This is a genomic window from Streptomyces sp. NPDC028314 (assembly GCF_055565795.1).
The window spans coordinates 101,958-122,415 of sequence record NZ_JBVHTP010000005.1 but is presented as its reverse complement, the minus strand read 5'-3'; the positions used below and the strand labels follow the sequence as shown (position 1 = coordinate 122,415).

General features: G+C 73.0%; 20 protein-coding genes. 19 read left to right on the top strand and 1 reads right to left on the bottom strand.

Annotated features, from left to right (window positions below; all coding sequences use genetic code 11):
* Positions 1 to 17 precede the first annotated feature (17 nt).
* From ACZ4TG_RS14010 to ftsH, 3 genes are all read left to right on the top strand, one after another.
* Positions 18 to 2,453, top strand: a complete 2,436-nt coding sequence (locus ACZ4TG_RS14010) for a [protein-PII] uridylyltransferase (RefSeq protein ID WP_468162218.1) — start codon at positions 18 to 20, stop codon at positions 2,451 to 2,453.
* A gap of 319 nt (positions 2,454 to 2,772) precedes the next feature.
* Complete coding sequence (gene ffh / locus ACZ4TG_RS14005) at positions 2,773 to 4,344, top strand: signal recognition particle protein (RefSeq protein WP_468162217.1); 1,572 nt, start codon at positions 2,773 to 2,775, stop codon at positions 4,342 to 4,344.
* 150 nt (positions 4,345 to 4,494) lie between these two features.
* A complete protein-coding gene (gene ftsH, locus ACZ4TG_RS14000; protein WP_468162216.1) occupies positions 4,495 to 6,438 on the top strand; it encodes an ATP-dependent zinc metalloprotease FtsH in 1,944 nt (647 codons plus the stop codon).
* Here the strand turns inward: ftsH and ACZ4TG_RS13995 are convergent, their stop codons facing one another.
* Positions 6,439 to 7,116, bottom strand: coding sequence for a methyltransferase type 11 (locus ACZ4TG_RS13995; RefSeq protein ID WP_468162215.1), 678 nt, complete (start codon positions 7,114 to 7,116; stop codon positions 6,439 to 6,441).
* Positions 7,117 to 7,247: 131 nt separating this feature from the next.
* Here ACZ4TG_RS13995 and proS point away from each other — a divergent pair, with 131 nt between their 5' ends.
* The 16 genes from proS to dprA all read left to right on the top strand — a co-directional run bounded on the left by proS (position 7,248) and on the right by dprA (position 20,297).
* Complete coding sequence (gene proS / locus ACZ4TG_RS13990) at positions 7,248 to 8,660, top strand: proline--tRNA ligase (protein ID WP_468162214.1); 1,413 nt, start codon at positions 7,248 to 7,250, stop codon at positions 8,658 to 8,660.
* A 215-nt stretch (positions 8,661 to 8,875) separates the two neighbouring features.
* Complete coding sequence (locus tag ACZ4TG_RS13985; RefSeq protein WP_468162213.1) at positions 8,876 to 9,475, top strand: hypothetical protein; 600 nt, start codon at positions 8,876 to 8,878, stop codon at positions 9,473 to 9,475.
* A gap of 259 nt (positions 9,476 to 9,734) precedes the next feature.
* Positions 9,735 to 10,172, top strand: coding sequence for a 30S ribosomal protein S16 (rpsP, locus tag ACZ4TG_RS13980; protein ID WP_468162212.1), 438 nt, complete (start codon positions 9,735 to 9,737; stop codon positions 10,170 to 10,172).
* A gap of 2 nt (positions 10,173 to 10,174) precedes the next feature.
* Complete coding sequence (locus tag ACZ4TG_RS13975; protein ID WP_007266827.1) at positions 10,175 to 10,414, top strand: RNA-binding protein; 240 nt, start codon at positions 10,175 to 10,177, stop codon at positions 10,412 to 10,414.
* A gap of 95 nt (positions 10,415 to 10,509) precedes the next feature.
* A complete protein-coding gene (rimM, locus tag ACZ4TG_RS13970; protein WP_468162211.1) occupies positions 10,510 to 11,094 on the top strand; it encodes a ribosome maturation factor RimM in 585 nt (194 codons plus the stop codon).
* Entirely contained in the window at positions 11,094 to 11,915 is an 822-nt protein-coding gene (gene trmD / locus ACZ4TG_RS13965) for a tRNA (guanosine(37)-N1)-methyltransferase TrmD (protein ID WP_468162210.1), read from the top strand. The genes rimM and trmD overlap by 1 nt, the downstream gene beginning before the upstream one ends.
* A gap of 133 nt (positions 11,916 to 12,048) precedes the next feature.
* On the top strand, positions 12,049 to 12,399 hold the full coding sequence (rplS, locus tag ACZ4TG_RS13960; RefSeq protein ID WP_053675143.1) for a 50S ribosomal protein L19: 351 nt from the start codon (positions 12,049 to 12,051) through the stop codon (positions 12,397 to 12,399).
* A 44-nt stretch (positions 12,400 to 12,443) separates the two neighbouring features.
* A complete protein-coding gene (gene lepB, locus ACZ4TG_RS13955; RefSeq protein WP_468162209.1) occupies positions 12,444 to 13,154 on the top strand; it encodes a signal peptidase I in 711 nt (236 codons plus the stop codon).
* Positions 13,155 to 13,221: 67 nt separating this feature from the next.
* Positions 13,222 to 14,004 (top strand): signal peptidase I, encoded by a 783-nt coding sequence (gene lepB, locus ACZ4TG_RS13950; protein ID WP_468162208.1) that lies wholly within the window; start codon positions 13,222 to 13,224, stop codon positions 14,002 to 14,004.
* 115 nt (positions 14,005 to 14,119) lie between these two features.
* Positions 14,120 to 15,016, top strand: a complete 897-nt coding sequence (gene lepB / locus ACZ4TG_RS13945) for a signal peptidase I (RefSeq protein ID WP_468162702.1) — start codon at positions 14,120 to 14,122, stop codon at positions 15,014 to 15,016.
* A gap of 44 nt (positions 15,017 to 15,060) precedes the next feature.
* A complete protein-coding gene (gene lepB / locus ACZ4TG_RS13940) occupies positions 15,061 to 15,846 on the top strand; it encodes a signal peptidase I (RefSeq protein WP_468162207.1) in 786 nt (261 codons plus the stop codon).
* Complete coding sequence (locus ACZ4TG_RS13935; protein WP_468162206.1) at positions 15,836 to 16,336, top strand: NUDIX hydrolase; 501 nt, start codon at positions 15,836 to 15,838, stop codon at positions 16,334 to 16,336. Before lepB (ACZ4TG_RS13940) ends, ACZ4TG_RS13935 begins: the two co-directional genes overlap by 11 nt.
* Before the next feature lie 55 nt (positions 16,337 to 16,391).
* Complete coding sequence (locus ACZ4TG_RS13930) at positions 16,392 to 16,700, top strand: DUF2469 domain-containing protein (protein ID WP_005311352.1); 309 nt, start codon at positions 16,392 to 16,394, stop codon at positions 16,698 to 16,700.
* 356 nt (positions 16,701 to 17,056) lie between these two features.
* The gene (locus ACZ4TG_RS13925) at positions 17,057 to 17,398 is read left to right on the top strand and encodes a YraN family protein (protein WP_468162700.1); all 342 of its coding nucleotides are present in this window, start codon (positions 17,057 to 17,059) and stop codon (positions 17,396 to 17,398) included.
* Positions 17,398 to 19,044, top strand: a complete 1,647-nt coding sequence (locus ACZ4TG_RS13920) for a YifB family Mg chelatase-like AAA ATPase (RefSeq protein ID WP_468162205.1) — start codon at positions 17,398 to 17,400, stop codon at positions 19,042 to 19,044. Before ACZ4TG_RS13925 ends, ACZ4TG_RS13920 begins: the two co-directional genes overlap by 1 nt.
* On the top strand, positions 19,041 to 20,297 hold the full coding sequence (gene dprA, locus ACZ4TG_RS13915; protein ID WP_468162204.1) for a DNA-processing protein DprA: 1,257 nt from the start codon (positions 19,041 to 19,043) through the stop codon (positions 20,295 to 20,297). The genes ACZ4TG_RS13920 and dprA overlap by 4 nt, the downstream gene beginning before the upstream one ends.
* Positions 20,298 to 20,458 lie beyond the last annotated feature (161 nt).

The following is a 20,458-nucleotide window of genomic DNA, read 5'->3' as shown; positions in this document are numbered from 1 at the left end:
GCGACGGGAGACCCTGGGTGACGAGTGTGGAGAACACGACGACGGATCCGGCCGATCCGGCCGACTCGGGACCCAGCGGTTACGCCGCGGCCCGGCTGCGCCTCCTCCAGGAGGAGGCGCGGTCCGGGCCTTCCCGGCGTTCCGCCCTGGCCGGGCTGACCGACGACTGGCTCAACGCCCTGTTCACCCGCGCCGTACGGGAGACGGGCGTCCGGGGTGCGGCCCTGGTCGCCGTCGGCGGCTACGGGCGGGGCGAGCTCTCCCCGCGCAGCGACCTCGACCTGCTGCTGCTCCACGACGGCAAGGCCGAGCCCAGGGCGCTGAGCGCGCTGGCCGACCGCCTCTGGTACCCCGTGTGGGACCTGGGCCTGGCCCTGGACCACTCCGTACGGACCCCGGGCGAGGCCCGCAAGACCGCCGCCGAGGACCTCAAGGTGCACCTCGGACTGCTCGACGCCCGGCCCGTCGCCGGGGACGCCGGGCTGCTCGCCGGGCTGCGCACCTCCGTGCTGGCCGACTGGCGCAACCAGGCCGTCAAACGGCTCCCGCAGCTGCACGCCCTGTGCCGCGAGCGGGCCGAGCGGGCCGGGGAGCTCCGCTTCCTGCTGGAACCCGACCTCAAGGAGGCCCGCGGCGGCCTGCGCGACGCCACCGCGCTGCGGGCCGTCGCCGCGTCCTGGCTGGCCGACGCCCCGCGCGAGGGACTCGCCGAAGCCAGACGGCGGCTGCTGGACGCCCGGGACGCCCTGCACCTGGTCACGGGCCGCGCCACCGACCGGCTCGCGCTCCAGGAGCAGGACCAGGTCGCCGAGCGGCTGGGGCTGCTCGACGCCGACGCCCTGCTGCGGGAGGTGTACGAGGCCGCGCGGGTGGTCGCGTACGCCGGGGACGTCACCTGGCGGGAGGTCGGGCGGGTGTTGCGGGCCCGCGCCGCCCGGCCGAGACTGCGCGGGCTGCTGGGGAACCGGGGCGCGGCGGAGGCCGCCCGGACCCCGCTGGCCGAAGGCGTGGTGGAGTCCGACGGCGAGGCCGTACTGGCCCTGGCCGCGCGACCCGACCGGGACCCGGTGCTGGCGCTGCGGCTCGGAGCGGCCGCCGCGCAGGCCGGACTGCCCGTGTCCCCGCACTCCGTACGCCGGCTCGCGGCGCAGGCGAAGCCGCTGCCGGTGCCGTGGCCCGCCGAGGCGCGCGAGCAGCTCCTGACGCTCCTGGGGGCGGGGGAGCCCACCGTCGGCGTGTGGGAGGCCCTGGAGGCCGAGGGGCTGATCACGCGGCTGCTGCCCGACTGGGAGCGGGTGCGGTGTCGGCCGCAGCGCAACCCCGTCCACACCTGGACGGTGGACCGCCACCTGGTCGAGACGGCCGTACGGGCCTCCGAGCTGACCCGCCGGGTGGGCCGCCCCGACCTGCTGCTCATGGCGGCCCTGCTGCACGACATCGGCAAGGGCTGGCCCGGCGACCACTCGGTGGCCGGCGAGACCATCGCCCGCGACGTGGCCGTCCGGGTGGGCTTCGACGCGGAGGACACCGCCGTGCTGGGCGTCCTCGTACGGCACCACCTGCTGCTCGTCGACACCGCGACGCGGCGCGACCTGGACGACCCCGCCACCGTCCGGTCCGTCGCGCAGGCGGTCGGCTCGACGGGAACGCTCGAACTGCTGCACGCGCTGACCGAGGCCGACGCGCTCGCCACCGGCCCGGCGGCCTGGAGCGTCTGGCGCGGCTCCCTCGTGGCGGACCTCGTGGCCCGGGTGGCGGCCGTCCTGCGGGGCGCGCCGCCCGAGGCCACGGAACCGGAGATCCCGAGCACCGAACAGGAACGCCTCGCCGTGGAGGCGCTGCGCACCGGGGAGCCGGTGCTGGCGCTGCACGCCAGCCAGGAGGAGGACGCCGTCGGGGTCGAACTCGTCGTCGCCGTCCCCGACCAGCCCGGGGTGCTCCCGGCGGCGGCCGGTGTGCTGGCCCTGCACCGGCTGACGGTGCGGGCGGCCGACCTGCGCTCCCTGGAGCTCCCGGACCGGCTGGGGGAGGCGCTGGTGCTGCGCTGGCGGGTCGCCGCCGAGTACGGGGCCATCCCGGAGCCGGCGCGGCTGCGGACCGACCTGATCCGGGCGCTGGACGGCTCGCTGGACGTCCCCGCGAAGCTGGCCGACCGCGAGGCGGCGTACCCGCGACGGCGCGGGGTGGTCCCGCCGCCGCCCCGGGTGACCGTGGTCCCGGACGTGTCCTCGCTGGCCACCGTCCTGGAGGTACGGGCGCCGGACGCGGTCGGACTGCTGCACCGGATCGGGCGGGCGCTGGAGACCTGCGGGGTCCGGGTCCGCAGCGCGCACGTCTCCACGCTCGGCGCGAACGCCGTGGACTCCCTGTACGTGGTCGACGTGGACGGCAAGCCGCTGCCGCCCGCCCCGGCCTCGGCCCTGGCCGCCGCCGTGGAGGCCGCCCTGCGCTGAGGGCTCCCCGCCGCCCCCGTCCGGGACCGGCCGCGGCCCCCCGCGGCCGGGCCGTGCCGTCCGAGGCCGGCCCCGCGGCCGCCCCGTCCCCGGCCCGGGTCCCGGCCCCCGTGGCCGCCCCCGCGCCCGGCCCGGTCCCGGTGCCCCCGCGATCGGTGCGGGGCCGCCGGGCCCGGTCCCGGCCCCCGTGGCCGCCCCCGCGCCCGGCCCGGTCCCGGTGCCCCCGCGATCGGTGCGGGGCCGCCGGGCCCACCACGGGGAAAGGGCCGATACCCTGGGGGGCGACCACACGCCCCCGACCCGAGGAATCGCGACCACCGTGTTCGATACGCTTTCCGACCGCCTCAGCGCGACCTTCAAGTCCCTCCGGGGCAAAGGCCGCCTCTCCGAGCAGGACATCGACGCTGCGGCGCGGGAAATCCGTATCGCCCTCCTCGAGGCCGACGTCGCCCTCCCCGTCGTCCGTTCCTTCATCGCGAACGTCAAGGAGCGCGCCCGCGGCGAAGAGGTCTCCAAGGCCCTGAACCCGGGCCAGCAGGTCCTCAAGATCGTCAACGACGAGCTGGTCTCCATCCTCGGCGGCGAGACCCGGCGGCTGCGCTTCGCCAAGACCGCGCCGACCGTGATCATGCTCGCGGGCCTCCAGGGTGCCGGTAAGACCACCCTCGCCGGAAAGCTCGGCCTCTGGCTCAAGGGGCAGGGCCACGCCCCGCTCCTCGTCGCGTGCGACCTCCAGCGCCCCAACGCCGTCAACCAGCTCTCCGTGGTCGCCGAGCGCGCCGGTGTCGCCGTCTACGCGCCCCAGCCCGGCAACGGCGTCGGCGACCCGGTCCAGGTCGCCAAGGACTCGATCGAGTACGCCCGTACCAAGCAGTACGACGTGGTCGTGGTCGACACCGCCGGCCGCCTCGGCATCGACCAGGAGCTGATGCAGCAGGCCGCGGACATCCGCGACGCCGTCAGCCCCGACGAGATCCTCTTCGTCGTCGACGCCATGATCGGCCAGGACGCGGTCAACACCGCCGAGGCCTTCCGCGACGGGGTCGGCTTCGACGGCGTGGTGCTGTCCAAGCTCGACGGCGACGCGCGAGGCGGCGCCGCGCTGTCCATCGCGCACGTCACCGGCAAGCAGATCATGTTCGCCTCGAACGGCGAGAAGCTCGACGAGTTCGACGCCTTCCACCCGGACCGCATGGCGGGCCGGATCCTCGACATGGGTGACATGCTCACCCTCATCGAGCAGGCCGAGAAGACCTTCTCGCAGGCCGAGGCCGAGAAGATGGCGGCCAAGCTCGCCAAGGGTCCCAAGGAGTTCACGCTCGACGACTTCCTGGCCCAGATGGAGCAGGTCCGCAAGATGGGCTCCATCTCCAAGCTCCTCGGCATGCTGCCGGGCATGGGCCAGATCAAGGACCAGATCAACAACATCGACGAGCGCGACGTCGACCGCATGGCCGCGATCATCAAGTCGATGACCCCGGCCGAGCGCCAGGACCCGACGATCATCAACGGCTCGCGTCGCGCCCGTATCGCCAAGGGCTCCGGTGCCGAGGTCAGCGCCGTCAAGGGCCTCGTCGAGCGCTTCTTCGACGCCCGCAAGATGATGTCCCGCATGGCCCAGGGCGGCGGGATGCCCGGCATGCCCGGCATCCCCGGGATGGGCGGCGGCCCCGGCCGGCAGAAGAAGCAGGTCAAGCAGGCCAAGGGCAAGCGCAAGAGCGGCAACCCGATGAAGCGCAAGGAAGAGGAGGCCGCGGCAGCGGCCCGGCGCGAGCAGGGTCCGCAGGCGGATCCCGCGGCCGCCGGCAACCCGTTCGGCCTGCCGGCCGGCGGTGGAGCGCCCGGCCAGGACTTCGACCTCCCGGACGAGTTCAAGAAGTTCATGAAGTAGTGCTGCGCTAGCGCCGTACCCATGCGGACAGGGCCCCGGCCGGGGATACGGCCGGGGCCCCTTCCGCATGCCTACGGCACGGGACCGCCGGGGCGCGATGATCAGATATGTCGCTTATGGTCGGCCGGGAGGACGGCATAAGGAGGCCCCGTGCCCAGCCCCACCCCCGTACCGCCGCGCGAGCGGGCCGACACGCCCTGGCGCTCGGAGGGCGCCCCGCCCGCCCAGCCGCCCAGGAAGCGGATGCCCGGCGGCTGGCGGGGGCTGATCCTCGCCGCACTGATCGTCTTCCTGATCACCAACCTCGTGCTGTCGTTCTTCAACGAGGGCGACGAGCCGACGATCTCGTACACGGAGTTCACCAAGCAGGTCGCCGACGGCAACGTCTCGAAGATCTACTCCAAGGGCGACGCCATCCAGGGCGAGCTGAAGAGCGGGCAACCCCTGCCCGACGGGGACAAGGGCGACTACAAGAAGTTCGTCACCCAGCGGCCCGCCTTCGCCGACGACCAGCTGTGGGCCAGCCTCACCAAGCAGAACGTCAACGTCACCGCCTCCCCGGTCGTCGTACAGCGCAGCTTCCTCGCCAACCTGCTGCTCTCGCTGGCGCCGATGCTGCTGCTGGTCCTCCTCTGGGTGTTCGTCGCCCGCCGCATGGGCGCGGCCATGGGCCGCGGTCTGGGCGGAATCGGCCGCAAGGAACCCCCCAAGCCCGTCGAGCTGGAGGGGCGCAAGCGCACCACCTTCGAGGACGTGGCCGGAATCGACGAGGTCAAGGGCGAGCTCAGCGACGTCGTGGACTTCCTCAAGAACCCGCAGCAGTACCGGAGGCTGGGCGCCCGGATGCCCGGCGGCGTCCTGCTGGCCGGGCCGCCCGGCACCGGCAAGACCCTCCTGGCCCGGGCGGTGGCGGGCGAGGCCGGGGTGCCCTTCTTCTCCGCCTCCGCCTCCGAGTTCATCGAGATGATCGTCGGCGTGGGCGCCTCGCGGGTACGCGAACTCTTCGCCGAGGCGCGCAAGGTGGCCCCGGCGATCGTCTTCATCGACGAGATCGACACCATCGGCCGGGCGCGGGGCGGCGGCGCGGCCATGGGCGGCCACGACGAACGGGAGCAGACCCTCAACCAGATCCTCACCGAGATGGACGGCTTCTCCGGCTCGGAGGGCGTGGTCGTCCTGGCCGCCACCAACCGGCCCGACGTCCTGGACCCGGCCCTCACCCGGCCCGGCCGCTTCGACCGCACGGTCTCGGTCTCCCCGCCGGACCGGCCCGGCCGCGAGGCCATCCTGCGGATCCACACCCGGGACATCCCCCTGGCCCCCGACGCGGACCTGGACCGGGTGGCCCGTGCCACCCCGGGCATGACGGGCGCCGACCTCGCCAACCTGGCCAACGAGGCCGCCCTCCTCGCCGTGAAGCGCCGGCAGGAGCAGGTCACGCAGGCCGACTTCATGGACGCCCTGGAGAAGGTCCAGCTGGGCGCGGCGCGCTCGCTGGTCATGCCGGAGGAGGAGCGCCGCCGTACGGCCTACCACGAGAGCGGCCACGCCCTGCTGGGCATGCTCCAGCCGGGCGCCGACCCGGTCCGGAAGATCACGATCGTCCCGCGCGGCCGCGCGCTCGGCGTCACCCTCTCGACCCCGGACGCCGACCGCTACGCCTACACCGAGGACTACCTGCGCGGCCGCATCATCGGCGCACTCGGCGGGATGGCGGCCGAGCGCGTCGTGTACGACGTGGTGACCACGGGTGCGGAGAACGACCTGGAGCAGGTCACCAACCTCGCGCGGGGCATGGTCGGCCGCTGGGGCATGAGCGAGCGGATCGGCCGCCTCACGGCCATCCCCGCGGACGCGCAGAGCCCGTACGGCCTCCTCGCGGCCCCCGCCACCCTCGACGCGGTGGACCACGAGATGCGGCGGATCGTGGACGAGTGCTACGAGCAGGCCTGCCGGCTGCTCCGCGAGAACCGGGACAAGCTGGACGCCCTCGCCGAGGCCCTGCTGGCGAACGAGACCCTCGACGAGCCCGCCGCCTACGCCGCGGCGGGGGTCGCGCGCCTCCACAAGGAGCCGGGGGCGGCGGCCGGCTGATCAGACCGTACGGGCGATCACGTACCGGAAGATGTTCGGCAGCCAGACCGCTCCGTCACCCCGCTCGAACGGGTGAAGTGCCTCGGCCAGCTCCTTCTCCACCTGAGCCGTGTCCGGGTACTCGTACAGCCCGGTCGACAGCAGCCCGCGCACCGCGCTGTCCACGTCCGCGTACCCGAACGGGCAGAACACCCGCCCCGACCCGTCCGGCACCAACCCGGCCGCCGCCGCCATCGCGTCCAGGTCCCGCGGCGCGGGGCCGCCGCCCAGCACCGCCGGCACCGTGCACCGCTCCGCCGGCCCCCAGTCGGCCAGCACCACCGCACCGCCCCGCCGGACCGCCGGGAGGGCGGCCGCCAGGGCCCCGGCGCGGGGCGAGAGGGCCAGCAGCACGTCGTACGGGCGCGCCGCCGGCGCCGGGGGAGCGGCGACCACCTCCAGCAGCCGCTCGCGGGCCAGCGCCCGCCGGGCCGGATCCGCCTCCACACCCGTGGCCAGGGCTCCCCGCCCCGCGGCCAGCAGCAGGGCCAGCCCGGCCCCGCAGTCGAGGCCCAGCAGCCGGTCGCCCGGCCCGACCTCCAGCCGTTCGTAAACCGCTTCGTAGAGCGGTACCAGCATCCGTTCCTGGATCTCCGCCCAGTCCCGGGCGACGAGCGTCGCCGTCGGCGTCGGTGTCATCGAAAGAGCGCTCCTGATTCCATGTCGCCCCCTTGCCCCCGTTGCCAGGGAACTCCCCATTGGCCCCCGCGTCCAGAGGAGCGCGCCACCCGATTCACGCTCCATGCGCGCGGCGCCGTACCATTCGCGCCATGGCAAAGGCACCCGTTCTCACCCCCCAGGCGGAGGATTTCCCCCGCTGGTACCAGGATCTGATCAACAAGGCCGAGCTGGCCGACAACGGTCCGGTACGCGGCACCATGGTCATCCGGCCGTACGGCTACGGCCTGTGGGAGCGGATGCAGCAGGAGATGGACGCGCGCATCAAGGACGCGGGCGCCCAGAACGCCTACTTCCCGCTGTTCATCCCGCAGTCCTACCTGACCAGGGAAGCGGAGCACGTCGAGGGCTTCGCCCCCGAGCTCGCGGTGGTCACGCACGGCGGCGGCAAGGAGCTGGACGAGCCGGTCGTCGTCCGGCCCACCTCCGAGACGATCATCAACGACTACTTCTCCAAGTGGGTCCAGAGCTACCGGGACCTGCCCCTGCTGATCAACCAGTGGGCCAACGTGGTCCGCTGGGAGATGCGCCCCCGCGTGTTCCTCCGTACGAGCGAGTTCCTCTGGCAGGAGGGCCACACCGCCCACGCCACCTACGAGGACGCCCGCGACTACGCGGCCCGCATCCACACGGACGTCTACGGCGACTTCATGACGAACGTGCTCGGCATCGACGTCGTGCTCGGCCGCAAGACCGCCAAGGAGCGCTTCGCCGGCGCCATCAACACCCTCACCCTCGAGGGCATGATGGGCGACGGAAAGGCCCTCCAGCTGGGCACGAGCCACGAGCTCGGCACCAACTTCGCCAAGGCCTTCAACACCCAGTACCTGTCGAAGGAAGGCAAGCAGGAGCTGGTCTGGCAGACCTCGTGGGGCGTTTCGACCCGCATGGTCGGCGGCCTGATCATGTCCCACGGCGATGACAACGGACTCCGGGTCCCGCCGCGCCTGGCGCACATCCAGGTCGTCGTCATGGCGATCAAGGGCGACGAGGCCGTGGCCAAGGTCCGCGAGCTGGGCGACCAGCTCAAGGCCGCGGGCATCCGGGCGTACGTCGACGACCGCGTCGACACCCCCTTCGGCCGCCGCGCCGTGGACTGGGAGCTCAAGGGCGTACCGGTGCGCATCGAGATCGGCCCGCGCGACCTGGAGAACGGCACCGCGATGCTCGCCCGCCGCATCCCGGGCGGCAAGGAGCCGGTCCGCATCACCGAGCTGCTCGACCTGCTGCCCAAGGTGCTGGACGAGGACCAGGCGCAGCTGCTGCGCGAGTCCCGCGAGCGCCGCGAGGCCCGTACGTCCGACGTCGCGACCATCGAGGAGGCCGCCGAGGCCGCCGTCGCCGGTGGCTGGGCGCGGATCCCGTGGGCCGACCTCGGTCCCGAGGGCGAGGCCAAGCTGGCCGAGCAGGCCGTCTCCGTACGCTGCCTGGTCGCCGCGGACGGGTCGGTTCCGACGGCGGACGACGCCCCCGGTACCCTCGCCATCGTCGCGCGCTCGTACTGATCGGCTCCGCCGGTCCCCGGCACGCCCCCGGCGTGCGGCTTCGGCCGCGCGCCGGGGGCGTCGCCCGTCGTTGGTCCTCGTTACGTACCGACTCCTCCTGGGATATGCGCACCCGTCCTCGTCAGGACGCATGAGACTGAACTGACTGGTACGTGCAAAAAATTTGGAATGGCCCGGAATCGGAACACCGGGGCACCCCGGCTCGTTGTCACGACGTGAGCACGACACCACCTGTTCTCGCCGCAGAGCTGGCGCAGGCGTGGGCCGATATTCAGCGGTACCACCCCGAGCTGCCTGACCTTGCCGCGCCCGAGTCCCTGATCGGAGAGTCCTCGTCCGCCTGTGGCGCCGAGCTCTCCTTCGAGCGACTGCTGCACGAGGCAGTCCACGGCATCGCAGCCGCCCGTGGAGTCCGCGACACCTCGCGGGCCGGCCGCTACCACAACCGCAGATTCCTCGCGATCGCCGAGGAGATGGGGCTGGACCATTCCGAGGAACCGCATGCCAGCAGCGGCTTCTCCCTGGTCTCGCTCAACCCCGAGGCGAAGAAGCGCTACCGGCCCACCATCGAGCGGCTCCAACGCGCCCTCAAGGCGCACACGGCCGCCACGGCCGCCGACACCAAGCGCAGCTTCCGCGGCCCGGCCGCCCGGCACGGCTCGTCCGGCGGCGGTGTGCGGGTCAAGGCGGTCTGCGACTGCGGGCGCAACGTGCGGGTGGTCCCGTCCGTACTGGCCCAGGCGCCGATCGTCTGCGGCGGCTGTATGAAGCCGTTCCGCATCCCCGAGGTCGCCGTCTCGGCCGCCGCCTCCTGAGGACGCCGCCGGGTTCCCGCCAGGGCCCGGCGCGGCCGCCGCACGGCGGGGCGGCCCGGTGGCGCGCGTCGGCGTGCCGCTGATCACCGCACCCCGGGCGGAAGGGCCGCGGGCATGTGGCACAATGGCTAGCTGTACTCGACAGTCGCATAGGACCCCTCTCTCCTCCGGCTGACGCGTCCATCGGGCACCCGAGTACCGCAACCCCACGTGGCATCTCATGTGCCCAACCACGTCAAGTTCAGGAGACACCACTCCAGTGGCAGTCAAGATCAAGCTCAAGCGCCTCGGCAAGATTCGCCAGCCGCACTACCGCATCGTCGTCGCCGACGCCCGCACCCGCCGTGACGGTCGCGCGATCGAAGAGATCGGTATCTACCACCCGACGTACAACCCGTCGCGCATCGAGGTCAACGCCGAGCGTGCGCAGTACTGGCTGTCCGTCGGCGCCCAGCCCACCGAGGCTGTGCTCGCCATCCTGAAGCTGACCGGTGACTGGCAGGCGCACAAGGGCCTGCCGGCCCCCGCGCCGCTGCTCCAGCCCGCGACGAAGGAGAGCAAGCGTCGCTCCTTCGACGAGTTCGCCAAGGCCCTCGAGGGCATCGGCGAGGGCAAGGGCGAGGCCATCACGCAGAAGAAGAAGGCCGACAAGAAGGCGGACGAGGCTGAGGCCACCGCCGAGTCGACCGAGGCCTGAGCATGCTCGAGGAGGCTCTTGAGCACCTCGTGAAGGGCATTGTGGACAACCCCGACGATGTGCAGGTCGCCTCGCGCAACCTGCGCCGCGGACAGGTGCTCGAGGTCCGGGTCCACCCGGACGACCTCGGAAAGGTGATCGGCCGCAACGGCCGCACCGCACGTGCTCTGCGTACCGTCGTGGGCGCCATCGGCGGCCGGGGGATCCGCGTCGACCTCGTCGACGTGGACCAGGTCCGCTGAGACCCGGTAGCTAGAAGCGTGAATCACCGGCACGGGCCGGGGAGGGCATACGTGCCCGCCCCGGCCCGTCGTCGTCTGAACAGGAGAGACACACAGTGCAGCTGGTAGTCGCGCGGATCGGCCGCGCCCACGGGATCAAGGGTGAGGTCACCGTCGAGGTGCGGACCGACGAGCCGGAGCTGCGGCTCGGACCCGGCGCCGTGCTCCACACCGAACCGGCGTCGGCGGGTCCGCTGACCATCGAGACGGGCCGGGTGCACAGCGGGAAGCTGCTGCTGCGCTTCGCCGGCGTCAAGGACCGCACGGGCGCCGAGGCGCTGCGGAACATCCTGCTCATCGCGGACGTGGACCCGGCGGAGATGCCGGCGGAGCCCGACGAGTTCTACGACCACCAGCTGATGGACCTGGACGTGGTCCTCGCCGACGGCACCGAGGTCGGCCGGATCACCGAGATCTCCCACCTGCCCTCGCAGGACCTCTTCATCGTCGAGCGGCCGGACGGCACCGAGGTGATGATCCCCTTCGTCGAGGAGATCGTGGCCGAGATCGACCTGGAGGAGCAGCGCTGTGTCATCACCCCGCCGCCCGGGCTGATCGACGACCGCGCGGAGATCGTCTCCTCCCGCGACGACGGCGACGCCGAGGACGCCGAGGGCACCGCTTCCGGAGCGGACTCCTGATGCGTCTCGACGTCGTCACGATCTTCCCCGAGTACCTGGAGCCGCTGAACGTCTCCCTCGTCGGCAAGGCGCGGGCCCGCGGGCAGCTCGACGTACACGTCCACGACCTGCGGGAGTGGACCTACGACCGGCACAACACGGTCGACGACACCCCGTACGGCGGCGGCCCCGGCATGGTCATGAAGACCGAGCCGTGGGGCGAGGCCCTGGACGCGGCACTGGCCGACGGCTACGAGGCCGGCGCGCACGGCCCCGTCATGGTCGTCCCCACGCCCAGCGGCCGGCCCTTCACCCAGGAACTCGCCGTCGAGCTCTCCGAGCGGCCCTGGCTGATCTTCACCCCGGCCCGGTACGAGGGCATCGACCGCCGCGTCATGGACGAGTACGCGACGCGGATCCCGGTCTACGAGGTCTCCATCGGCGACTACGTGCTGGCCGGCGGCGAGGCGGCCGTGCTGGTCGTCACCGAGGCCGTGGCCCGGCTGCTGCCCGGGGTGCTCGGCAACGCGGAATCGCACCGCGACGACTCCTTCGCGCCCGGCGAGATGGCCAACCTGCTGGAAGGGCCCGTCTACACCAAGCCCCCTCAGTGGCGCGGCCGGGGCATCCCGGACGTGCTGCTCAGCGGTCACCACGGGAAGATCGCCCGGTGGCGCCGCGACGAGGCCTTCCGCCGGACCGCGCGCAACCGGCCCGACCTGATCGAGCGCTGCGAGGCCTCCGCCTTCGACAAGAAGGACCGGGAGACGCTCAGCATCCTCGGCTGGAAGCCCTCGGGCGACGGCCGATTTTGGCGCAGGCCCCAGACCGTGGAAGAATAGGCGGCTGCTGTGTGCTCGCGTACGCCCCTGCCACAGGGGGACCGTCGTACGCCGGGTGGCGCGGCTCCCGAATTCTCTCCGGAAACCCGCACCGGCGGCCTGTGGCGTCGTGCGAAGAAAGCAGACGAAGAACATGTCTCACCTGCTCGATGGCGTCAACGCCGCCTCGATCCGCTCCGACGTCCCGGCCTTCCGCCCGGGTGACACGATCAACGTGCACGTCCGCGTCATCGAGGGCAACCGCTCCCGCATCCAGCAGTTCAAGGGTGTTGTCATCCGTCGCCAGGGCGCCGGCGTCTCCGAGACCTTCACCGTTCGCAAGGTCTCCTTCAGCGTCGGTGTCGAGCGCACCTTCCCGGTGAACTCCCCGATCTTCGAGAAGATCGAGGTCGTCACCCGCGGTGACGTGCGTCGCGCCAAGCTGTACTTCCTCCGTGAGCTCCGCGGCAAGGCCGCGAAGATCAAGGAGAAGCGCGACCGCTGATCTCCTCTCCGGGTCCCGGGGGCGGCCGGATAGGCTCGCACCCGATGGACACCGAAGCAGAGCTCACACGACGCGGCCACTCCTCTCCCGAACAGGGGGAGGAGGGGCCGCGTTCTGCGTTCTCGTGGCGGCGGGCCGGGCTGCTCGGCCTGATCTGCGCGGTCTTCCTGCTGCTGCTCAGCAATTTCGTCGTCCAGCCCTTCCTGATCCCGAGCCGGTCGATGGAGCCGACGCTGCGGGTCGGGGACCGGGTGCTGGTGAACAAGCTGGCGTACCGCTTCGGCGACCAGCCCAAGCGCGGGGACCTCGTCGTCTTCGACGGCACGGGGTCCTTCGTACGGGAACGGGCGGACGCCGACCCCGTGGGCGACGCCGTCCGCGGCGCGGCGTCCGCGCTCGGCATCGGGGAGCCCTCCGAGACCGATTTCGTGAAGCGGGTCGTGGGCGTGGGCGGCGACGACGTGGTCTGCTGCGACGCGGGCGGCCGGATCCAGGTCAACGGCGTCGCGCTCGACGAGCCGTACCTCTTCCCGGGGGACGCCGCCTCGAAGGTGCCCTTCCGTAGCGTGGTTCCTCTTGGGACCCTGTTTGTCATGGGTGATCATCGTTCCCAGTCCCGGGACTCCCGGGACCACCTGGGCGAGCCGGGCGGGGGGATGGTGCCGGTGGAGAAGGTGATCGGGCGGGCCGACTGGATCGGCTGGCCGGTCTCGCGCTGGGGTGCGGCCGGTGCCGCGGGCGGCGGTCATGGGTAGCCGGGGGCGCCCGAGAGGCGGACGGGATCCCGAGCCGGAGCCGGATCCCGAGCCGATACCGGTATCGGTGCTGGAGGGCGGCCGGGCCGAGCGGCGCCGGCTGGCGCGGCGGGTCAGGCGGCGCAGACGTACCCGGCGGGCGGGTGAGGTGCCGCTGCTGGTGGTGGTGGCCCTGTGCATCGCCCTGCTCCTCAAGACCTTCCTGGTGCAGGCGTTCTTCATCCCGTCGGGCTCGATGGAGCAGACCATCCGGATCGGCGACCGGGTGCTCGTGGACAAGCTGACCCCGTGGTTCGGCTCCAAGGTCGAGCGGGGCGACATCGTCGTCTTCAAGGACCCCGGAGGCTGGCTCAAGGGCGAGGCCGCCCGGCCGGCCCAGGACCCGGTCGTCATCAAGCAGATCAAGCAGACCCTGACCTTCATCGGGCTGCTCCCCTCGGCCGACGAGCAGGACCTGATCAAGCGGGTCATCGGCGTCGGCGGGGACACCGTCACATGCTGCGACGGGCGGGGGCGGATCACCGTCAACGGGGCCCCGCTCGATGAGCCGTACGTGAACCCGGGCAACGCCCCGTCGGAGATCCGCTTCGAGGTGCGGGTGCCGCAGGGCCGGCTCTTCGTGATGGGCGACCACCGGGCGAATTCGGCCGATTCCCGCTACCACCTCGACGAGGCCTTCCAGGGCACGATCGACGAGGAAGGGGTGGTCGGGGAAGCCGTGGTGATCGCCTGGCCCTACGGGCACTGGAGCAAGTTCGAGCAGCCCGCCACCTTCCGTACGGTGCCGGATCAGGCAAGACGCGGGCGGCGCAGGCCTCGTGGGCGCCGTGGGGGCACACCGTTCGCATAGTGTGTCCTCGGTCTCCCGCGCCTTAGGGAACTCCCGCTCGTTAGGGGAGGGGAGGGCCCGTTCCTGATCCGGCGCGGGCGGCGATTTTCCGATTGAGGGAGTGGATGTGGGGGATGTGGCGGTAGGCGCACGATCCGGACGCGATGAGGGCGAGGAGCGGCCGGACGACGCCGTAGAGCGCGAGACCGAGGACGACGGTGCGAAGGCACGCCCGCAGCGTTCGTTCTGGAAGGAGCTGCCGCTCCTCATCGGTATCGCCCTGCTGCTTGCCCTGCTGATCAAGACCTTCCTGGTGCAGGCGTTCTCGATCCCGTCCGAATCGATGCAGAACACCCTGCAGCGCGGCGACCGGGTCCTGGTGGACAAGCTGACTCCGTGGTTCGGCTCGGAGCCCGAGCGCGGTGAGGTCGTGGTCTTCCACGACCCGGCGAACTGGCTGTCCGGCGAGGCCACCCCGGAGCCGAACTTCGTGCAGCAGGTCCTCAGCAAGATCGGCCTGATGCCGTCGGCCGACGAGAAGGACCTGATCAAGCGCACCATCGCCGTCGGCGGGGACACGGTCGAGTGCAAGAAGGGGGGACCGGTCGTCGTCAACGGCAAGGAGCTGGACGAGCCGTACATCTATCCGGGCAACACCCCGTGCGACGACTTCCCCTTCGGCCCCCTCACCGTTCCCAAGGGCAAGATCTGGGTGATGGGCGACCACCGGCAGAACTCCCAGGACTCCCGCTACCACCAGCAGGACTCCACCCAGGGCTTCGTGCCGGTCGACAAGGTCGTCGGGCGGGCCGTCGTGGTGGCGTGGCCGGTCACCCGCTGGTCCACCCTGCCCGTACCGGACACCTTCGACCAGCCGGGCATCGGCGACCAGGCCAAGGCGACCGCCGTCGGCCTCGGGGCCTCCGGCCTGGCGCCGGTCGGCCTCGGCCCGGCCGCGCTGGGGCTCACGGGCGCGGTTCCGCTGGTCATGTGGCGTCGGCGGAGGCTGACCAAGGGGCGTACCGCCGGGTAGGGTGCCGCCCAGGTCACCGATCTCCGAAGTGTGGGGGCGCTGTAATGGGCGGAACGCAGGACAAGAGCGGTGGCAGCGATGGCCGCGGCGGAATCGGCAACGTGTTGTCGGGGCTCGCCGTGGCCATCGGCTTTGTGCTGTTCCTTGGCGGCTTCGTCTGGGGAGCCGTGGTGTACCAGCCGTACACGGTGCCGACCGACTCGATGATGCCGAGCGTGCAGCCCGGGGACCGGGTGCTCGCGCAGCGGATCGACGGCGGCGAGGTGCGGCGCGGCGACGTCGTCATCTTCACCGATTCCCTGTGGAGCGACTCGCCCATGGTCAAGCGGGTCGTCGGGATCGGCGGCGACACCGTGAAGTGCTGCGGCCAGGGCGGCCGGCTCACCGTGAACGGCAAGGAGCTGGACGAGCCCTACCTCGACGACGCGAAGCCGGCGGGGCTGCCCGAGGGGATGGAGCCGCCGGGCGCGACGGCCTCCGGCACCCCGTTCGAGGTGACGGTCCCCGAGGGCAACCTCTTCCTGCTGGGCGACCGGCGCGCGGGCTCGCTGGACTCCCGGGCGCACCTCCAGGAGGCCGGACAGGGGACGGTGCCCCGCTCGGCGGTGAGCGCCCGGGTGGACGCGCGGGCGTGGCCCTCGATGACGATGCTGGAGCGGCCGCGGACCTACGAGGCCCTGCCCGGCGGGACCTCGCAGCCCGGCCCGCTGAAGATCCAGGTGGTCGCGATCGTGGTCGGAGCCGCCCTGGTGGTGCTGGGTGCGGCGTACGGGCCCCTCGCACGGGTCCTGGGGCGCGGGCGGCGGCGGGAGCACTCCGGTGCCCGCTGAGCCGTCCGCGCGGCCCCGCAAGGTGTCGCGGGTGATCCTGCTGGACCCCGCGGACCGGATCCTGCTGCTGCACGGCTTCGAACCGGACGACCCCTCGGACGACTGGTGGTTCACCCCGGGCGGCGGGCTGGAGGGGTCCGAGACCCGCGAGGAGGCCGCGCTGCGCGAACTCGCCGAGGAGACCGGCATCACCGAGGTGGAGCTGGGACCGGTGCTGTGGCAGCGGCACTGCGCCTTCCCGTTCGACGGGCGCCGCTGGGAACAGGACGAGTGGTACTTCCTGGCCCGGACCTCCCAGACGGCGACCCGGATGTGCGGGCTCACCGAGCTGGAGCGCCGCAGCGTGACCGGGGCCAGGTGGTGGACCTCCGAGGAACTTCTCGCGGCACATGAGACGGTGTATCCGACCAGACTCGCCGAGCTGCTCCGTAGGCTGCTCGACGACGGTCCCCCGGGTGCGCCGGTGGTCCTGGCCCCGGAAATCGTTTAGGGGCACACGGGCCTGGCGCACAATAGGGGGACGCACGGCTGAAGGGGAACATGCCATGAGCGCGGAGGACCTCGAGAAGTACGAGACCGAGATGGAGCTGAAGCTCTATCGGGAGTACCGCGACGTCGTCGGGCTGTTCAAGTACGTGATCGAGACGGAACGCCGTTTCTACCTCACCAACGACTACGAGATGCAGGTGCACTCGGTCCAGGGGGAGGTCTTCTTCGAGGTCTCGATGGCCGACGCCTGGGTCTGGGACATGTACCGCCCGGCCCGCTTCGTGAAGCAGGTGCGGGTGCTGACCTTCAAGGACGTGAACATCGAGGAGCTCAACAAGAGCGACCTCGAACTCCCGGGCAGCTGATCCGGCCCTCCCGCCTTCCGGCGCCCGCGCTCCGGCGCCCGTATTCCTTTCCGCCGCCTCTTCCGGTTCCCCGTCCCCCGCAGGGGTGACGGGGATATCCACAACGCCCCGGTTGTCCACCAAGATCCACTCGGTGGGCGGGGACGCGGGATCTTCGGTACCGGAGGTGGTGCCGGATGGACGCGAAGGGCGTGGCACGGCGGGAATCGGCGCGGCAGGCGTCGGCAGGGCGGGCGTCGGCAGGGCGGGCGTCGGCAGGGCAGGCGTCGGCAGGGCAGGCGTCGGGCCGGCAAGGACCGTCAGGACAGGGGTCGGCGCGGCAAGGAACGTCAGGGCAGGGATCGGCGCGGCAGGCGCTGGGGCGGTACGGCGAGGAGCTGGCCGCGCGGCGGCTGGCCGAGGCCGGGATGACCGTGATCGCGCGGAACTGGCGATGCCGCAGCGGGGAGATCGACATCGTCGCGCGGGACGGGGACGCCCTCGTCGTGTGCGAGGTCAAGACGCGCCGGGCGGGTGAGTTCGAGCATCCGATGGCCGCCGTCCGGCCCGGCAAGGCCGAGCGGCTGCGCCGGCTGGCCGGCCGCTGGCTGGCCGACCACGGCGGACCACCGCCCGGCGGGGTGCGGATCGACCTGGTCGGAGTCCTGCTGCCGCGGCGCGGTGCGCCCGTGGTGGAGCACGTCAGGGGGGTGGCCTGATGGGATTCGCCCGGGCCTGCTCGGTGGCCCTGGTGGGCGTCGAGGGCGTGGTGGTCGAGGTCCAGGCCGACCTGGAGCCCGGCGTCGCCGCCTTCACCCTCGTGGGGCTTCCCGACAAGACGCTGGTCGAGAGCCGGGACCGGGTGCGGGCCGCCGTGGTCAACTCCGGCGCCCAGTGGCCGCAGAAGAAGCTCACGGTCGGACTCAGCCCGGCCTCCGTGCCCAAATCCGGCGCCGGGTTCGACCTGGCCGTGGCCGCCGCCGTACTGGGAGCCGCCGAGGTGGTCGATCCGGGCGTGATCGCCGATCTCGTCCTCATCGGGGAACTCGGGCTCGACGGCCGGGTGCGACCGGTCCGGGGGATCCTGCCGGCCGTGCTCGCCGCCGCCGAGGCCGGATACCGGCAGGTGGTGGTGCCGCAGCAGTGCGCCGCCGAGGCGATGCTCGTCCCGGACGTCTCGGTGCTCGGCGTGCGCAGCCTGCGACAGCTGATCGCGGTGCTCACCGACGGGGTGGTTCCGGAGGAGGAACCGGACCGGGCCGGGCGCCCCGATCCGATGCTGGCCGGGCTGGTCGTGCCGGGCGCCGGGCTCGGCACCGGCATCTCCCGCGGCGGGGCCGCCGGGGACGGCCCGGACCACCCCGACCTCGCGGACGTCGCCGGGCAGTACGCGGCCCGCCGCGCCCTGGAGGTGGCCGCCTCCGGGGGACACCACCTCTTCCTCAGCGGGCCCCCGGGCGCCGGCAAGACGATGCTCGCGGAGCGGCTGCCCTGGATCCTGCCCCCGCTCACCCGACAGGACTCCCTGGAGGTGACGGCCGTCCACTCGGTCGCGGGAATCCTGCCGCCCGGCGAACCCCTCGTCGCCCGCCCTCCGTACTGCGCCCCGCACCACTCCGCGACCATGCAGTCGCTGGTCGGCGGCGGGGCCGGGGTGCCCAGGCCCGGGGCGGTCTCCCTGGCCCACCGGGGGGTGCTCTTCCTGGACGAGGCCGCCGAGTTCGGCGCCAAGGCGCTCGACGCGCTGCGGCAGCCCCTCGAAGCGGGCCACGTGGTCATCGCCAGGGCCGCCGGGGTGGTACGGCTGCCGGCCAGGTTCCTGATGGTGCTCGCGGCCAACCCGTGCCCGTGCGGCCGGCACACCATGCAGGGGGCCGGCTGCGAATGCCCCTCCTCGGTGGTCCGGCGCTACCAGGCCAGGCTCTCCGGGCCCTTGCTGGACCGGGTGGACCTGCGGGTCGAGGTCGTGCCCGTCAGCCGCTCCGAGCTGCTCGGCCAGGGCGGTCTCGGCGGCCCGGGCAATCGGGGCGAGTCCAGCGAGGCGGTCGCCCACCGGGTGCGGGAAGCCCGGGACCGAGCGGCGGCCCGGCTCTCCGGGACCCCGTGGCGGCTCAACTCCGAGGTGCCCGGCCATGAGCTCCGCACCCGCTGGCAGGCGGGCCCCGGCGCACTGGCCCAGGCGGAGCGGGACCTGGAGCGCGGACTGCTGACCGCCCGCGGGCTGGACCGGGTGCTCCGCGTCGCCTGGACCGTCGCGGACCTGCGCGGGCGGGACCGCCCCGAGGCGCTGGACGTGGCCGTCGCGCTGGAACTGCGCACCGGGATCGCCCGCGGGGCGACGCTGGCCTCGGGAGCCGGGCCGTGACCGGGGACGCCCCCGCCACCGGGGACACCGCGGAGCCCGGGGACGCGCAGGAGCCCGGGGGCGCCGCCGAGCCGGGGGGCGCCGCCGAGCCCGGGGCGCAGACGCTGGCGCGGGTCGCCCTGACCCGGGTGCTGGAGCCCGGCGACGAGCAGGGCGGGCGCTGGCTGCGGGAGTGGGGCGCGGTCGGGCTGATGCGGCAGCTGACCGCCCCCGAGCCGGACCCGGGGGCACTGGCCGGGGTGGGTCCCGAGCGGCTCGCCGGATACCGCAGACGGGCCGCCCTGGCCGACCCCCGGCGGGACCTGGAGAGCGCCGCCCGGTCCGGGGTCCGGTTCGTCTGCCCGGGGTCGGCGCAGTGGCCGACGCAGCTCGACGACCTCGGCGACGCCCGGCCCGTGGGGCTCTGGCTCCGGGGCAGACCGGATCTGCGGACCTGGGCCCTGCGCTCCGTCGCGGTGGTCGGGGCCCGGGCCTGCACCCCGTACGGGGTGCACATGGCGCAGACCCTCGCCGCCGGGCTCGCGGAGCGCGGCTGGGTCGTCGTCTCGGGGGCGGCGTACGGGATCGACGGCGCCGCCCACCGAGGGGCCCTCGCCTCGGGCGGGGCCACGGCCGCGGTGCTGGCCTGCGGGGTCGACGTGGCCTACCCCCGGGGCCACGCCGGCCTCCTCGGGCGGATCGCCGGCCAGGGCCTGGTGCTGGGCGAGCTGCCGCCCGGCAGCCACCCCACCCCGAGCCGGTTCGTGCTCCGCAACCGGGTCATCGCCGCCCTCACCCGGGGCACCGTCGTCGTCGAGGCGGCCCACCGCAGCGGCTCCCTGGTCACGGCCCGGCGCGCCCAGCAGCTCGGCCGGCTCACCATGGGCGTCCCCGGGCCCGCCACCAGCGGACTCTCGGCCGGGGTCCATGAACTGCTGCGGGGCGAAGCGGTGCTCGTCTCGGACGCCGCGGAGGTGATCGAGCTGGTCGGCGGCATGGGAGAGCTGGCCCCCGAGCGGCGCGGCCCCGTCCTCGCCCGGGACCTGCTGGACCCGGCGACCGCGCGGGTGCTGGACGCACTCCCGGCGGGCAGGCCCGTCCAGCCGCAGGAGCTGGCCGTCGCCGCGGGCGCCGACACCGATGAAGTCATCGGCAGACTGTACGAACTTCACTCTCTGGGGTTCGTCGAACGGCAGGGCGAGGTCTGGCAGTTGACCATGCGGAAGCCGAGAGGGGGCACACAAACCGGCATCACCCGGCGAGGCGGTCATTGACCTGGGGAGTTCCGGTGAAAGAGTGAAGCCGATGAGAGACGCGGTCCTCCCGGCGGCAGCAGCCGGGACCGTGCGCGAGGCGCCGGTCCCGGGCCGCCCCTGCGAGTCGGTACGCCCATGCGGCCCCGCGCGATCCCGTACTCTTCGCGCACCGCGACACT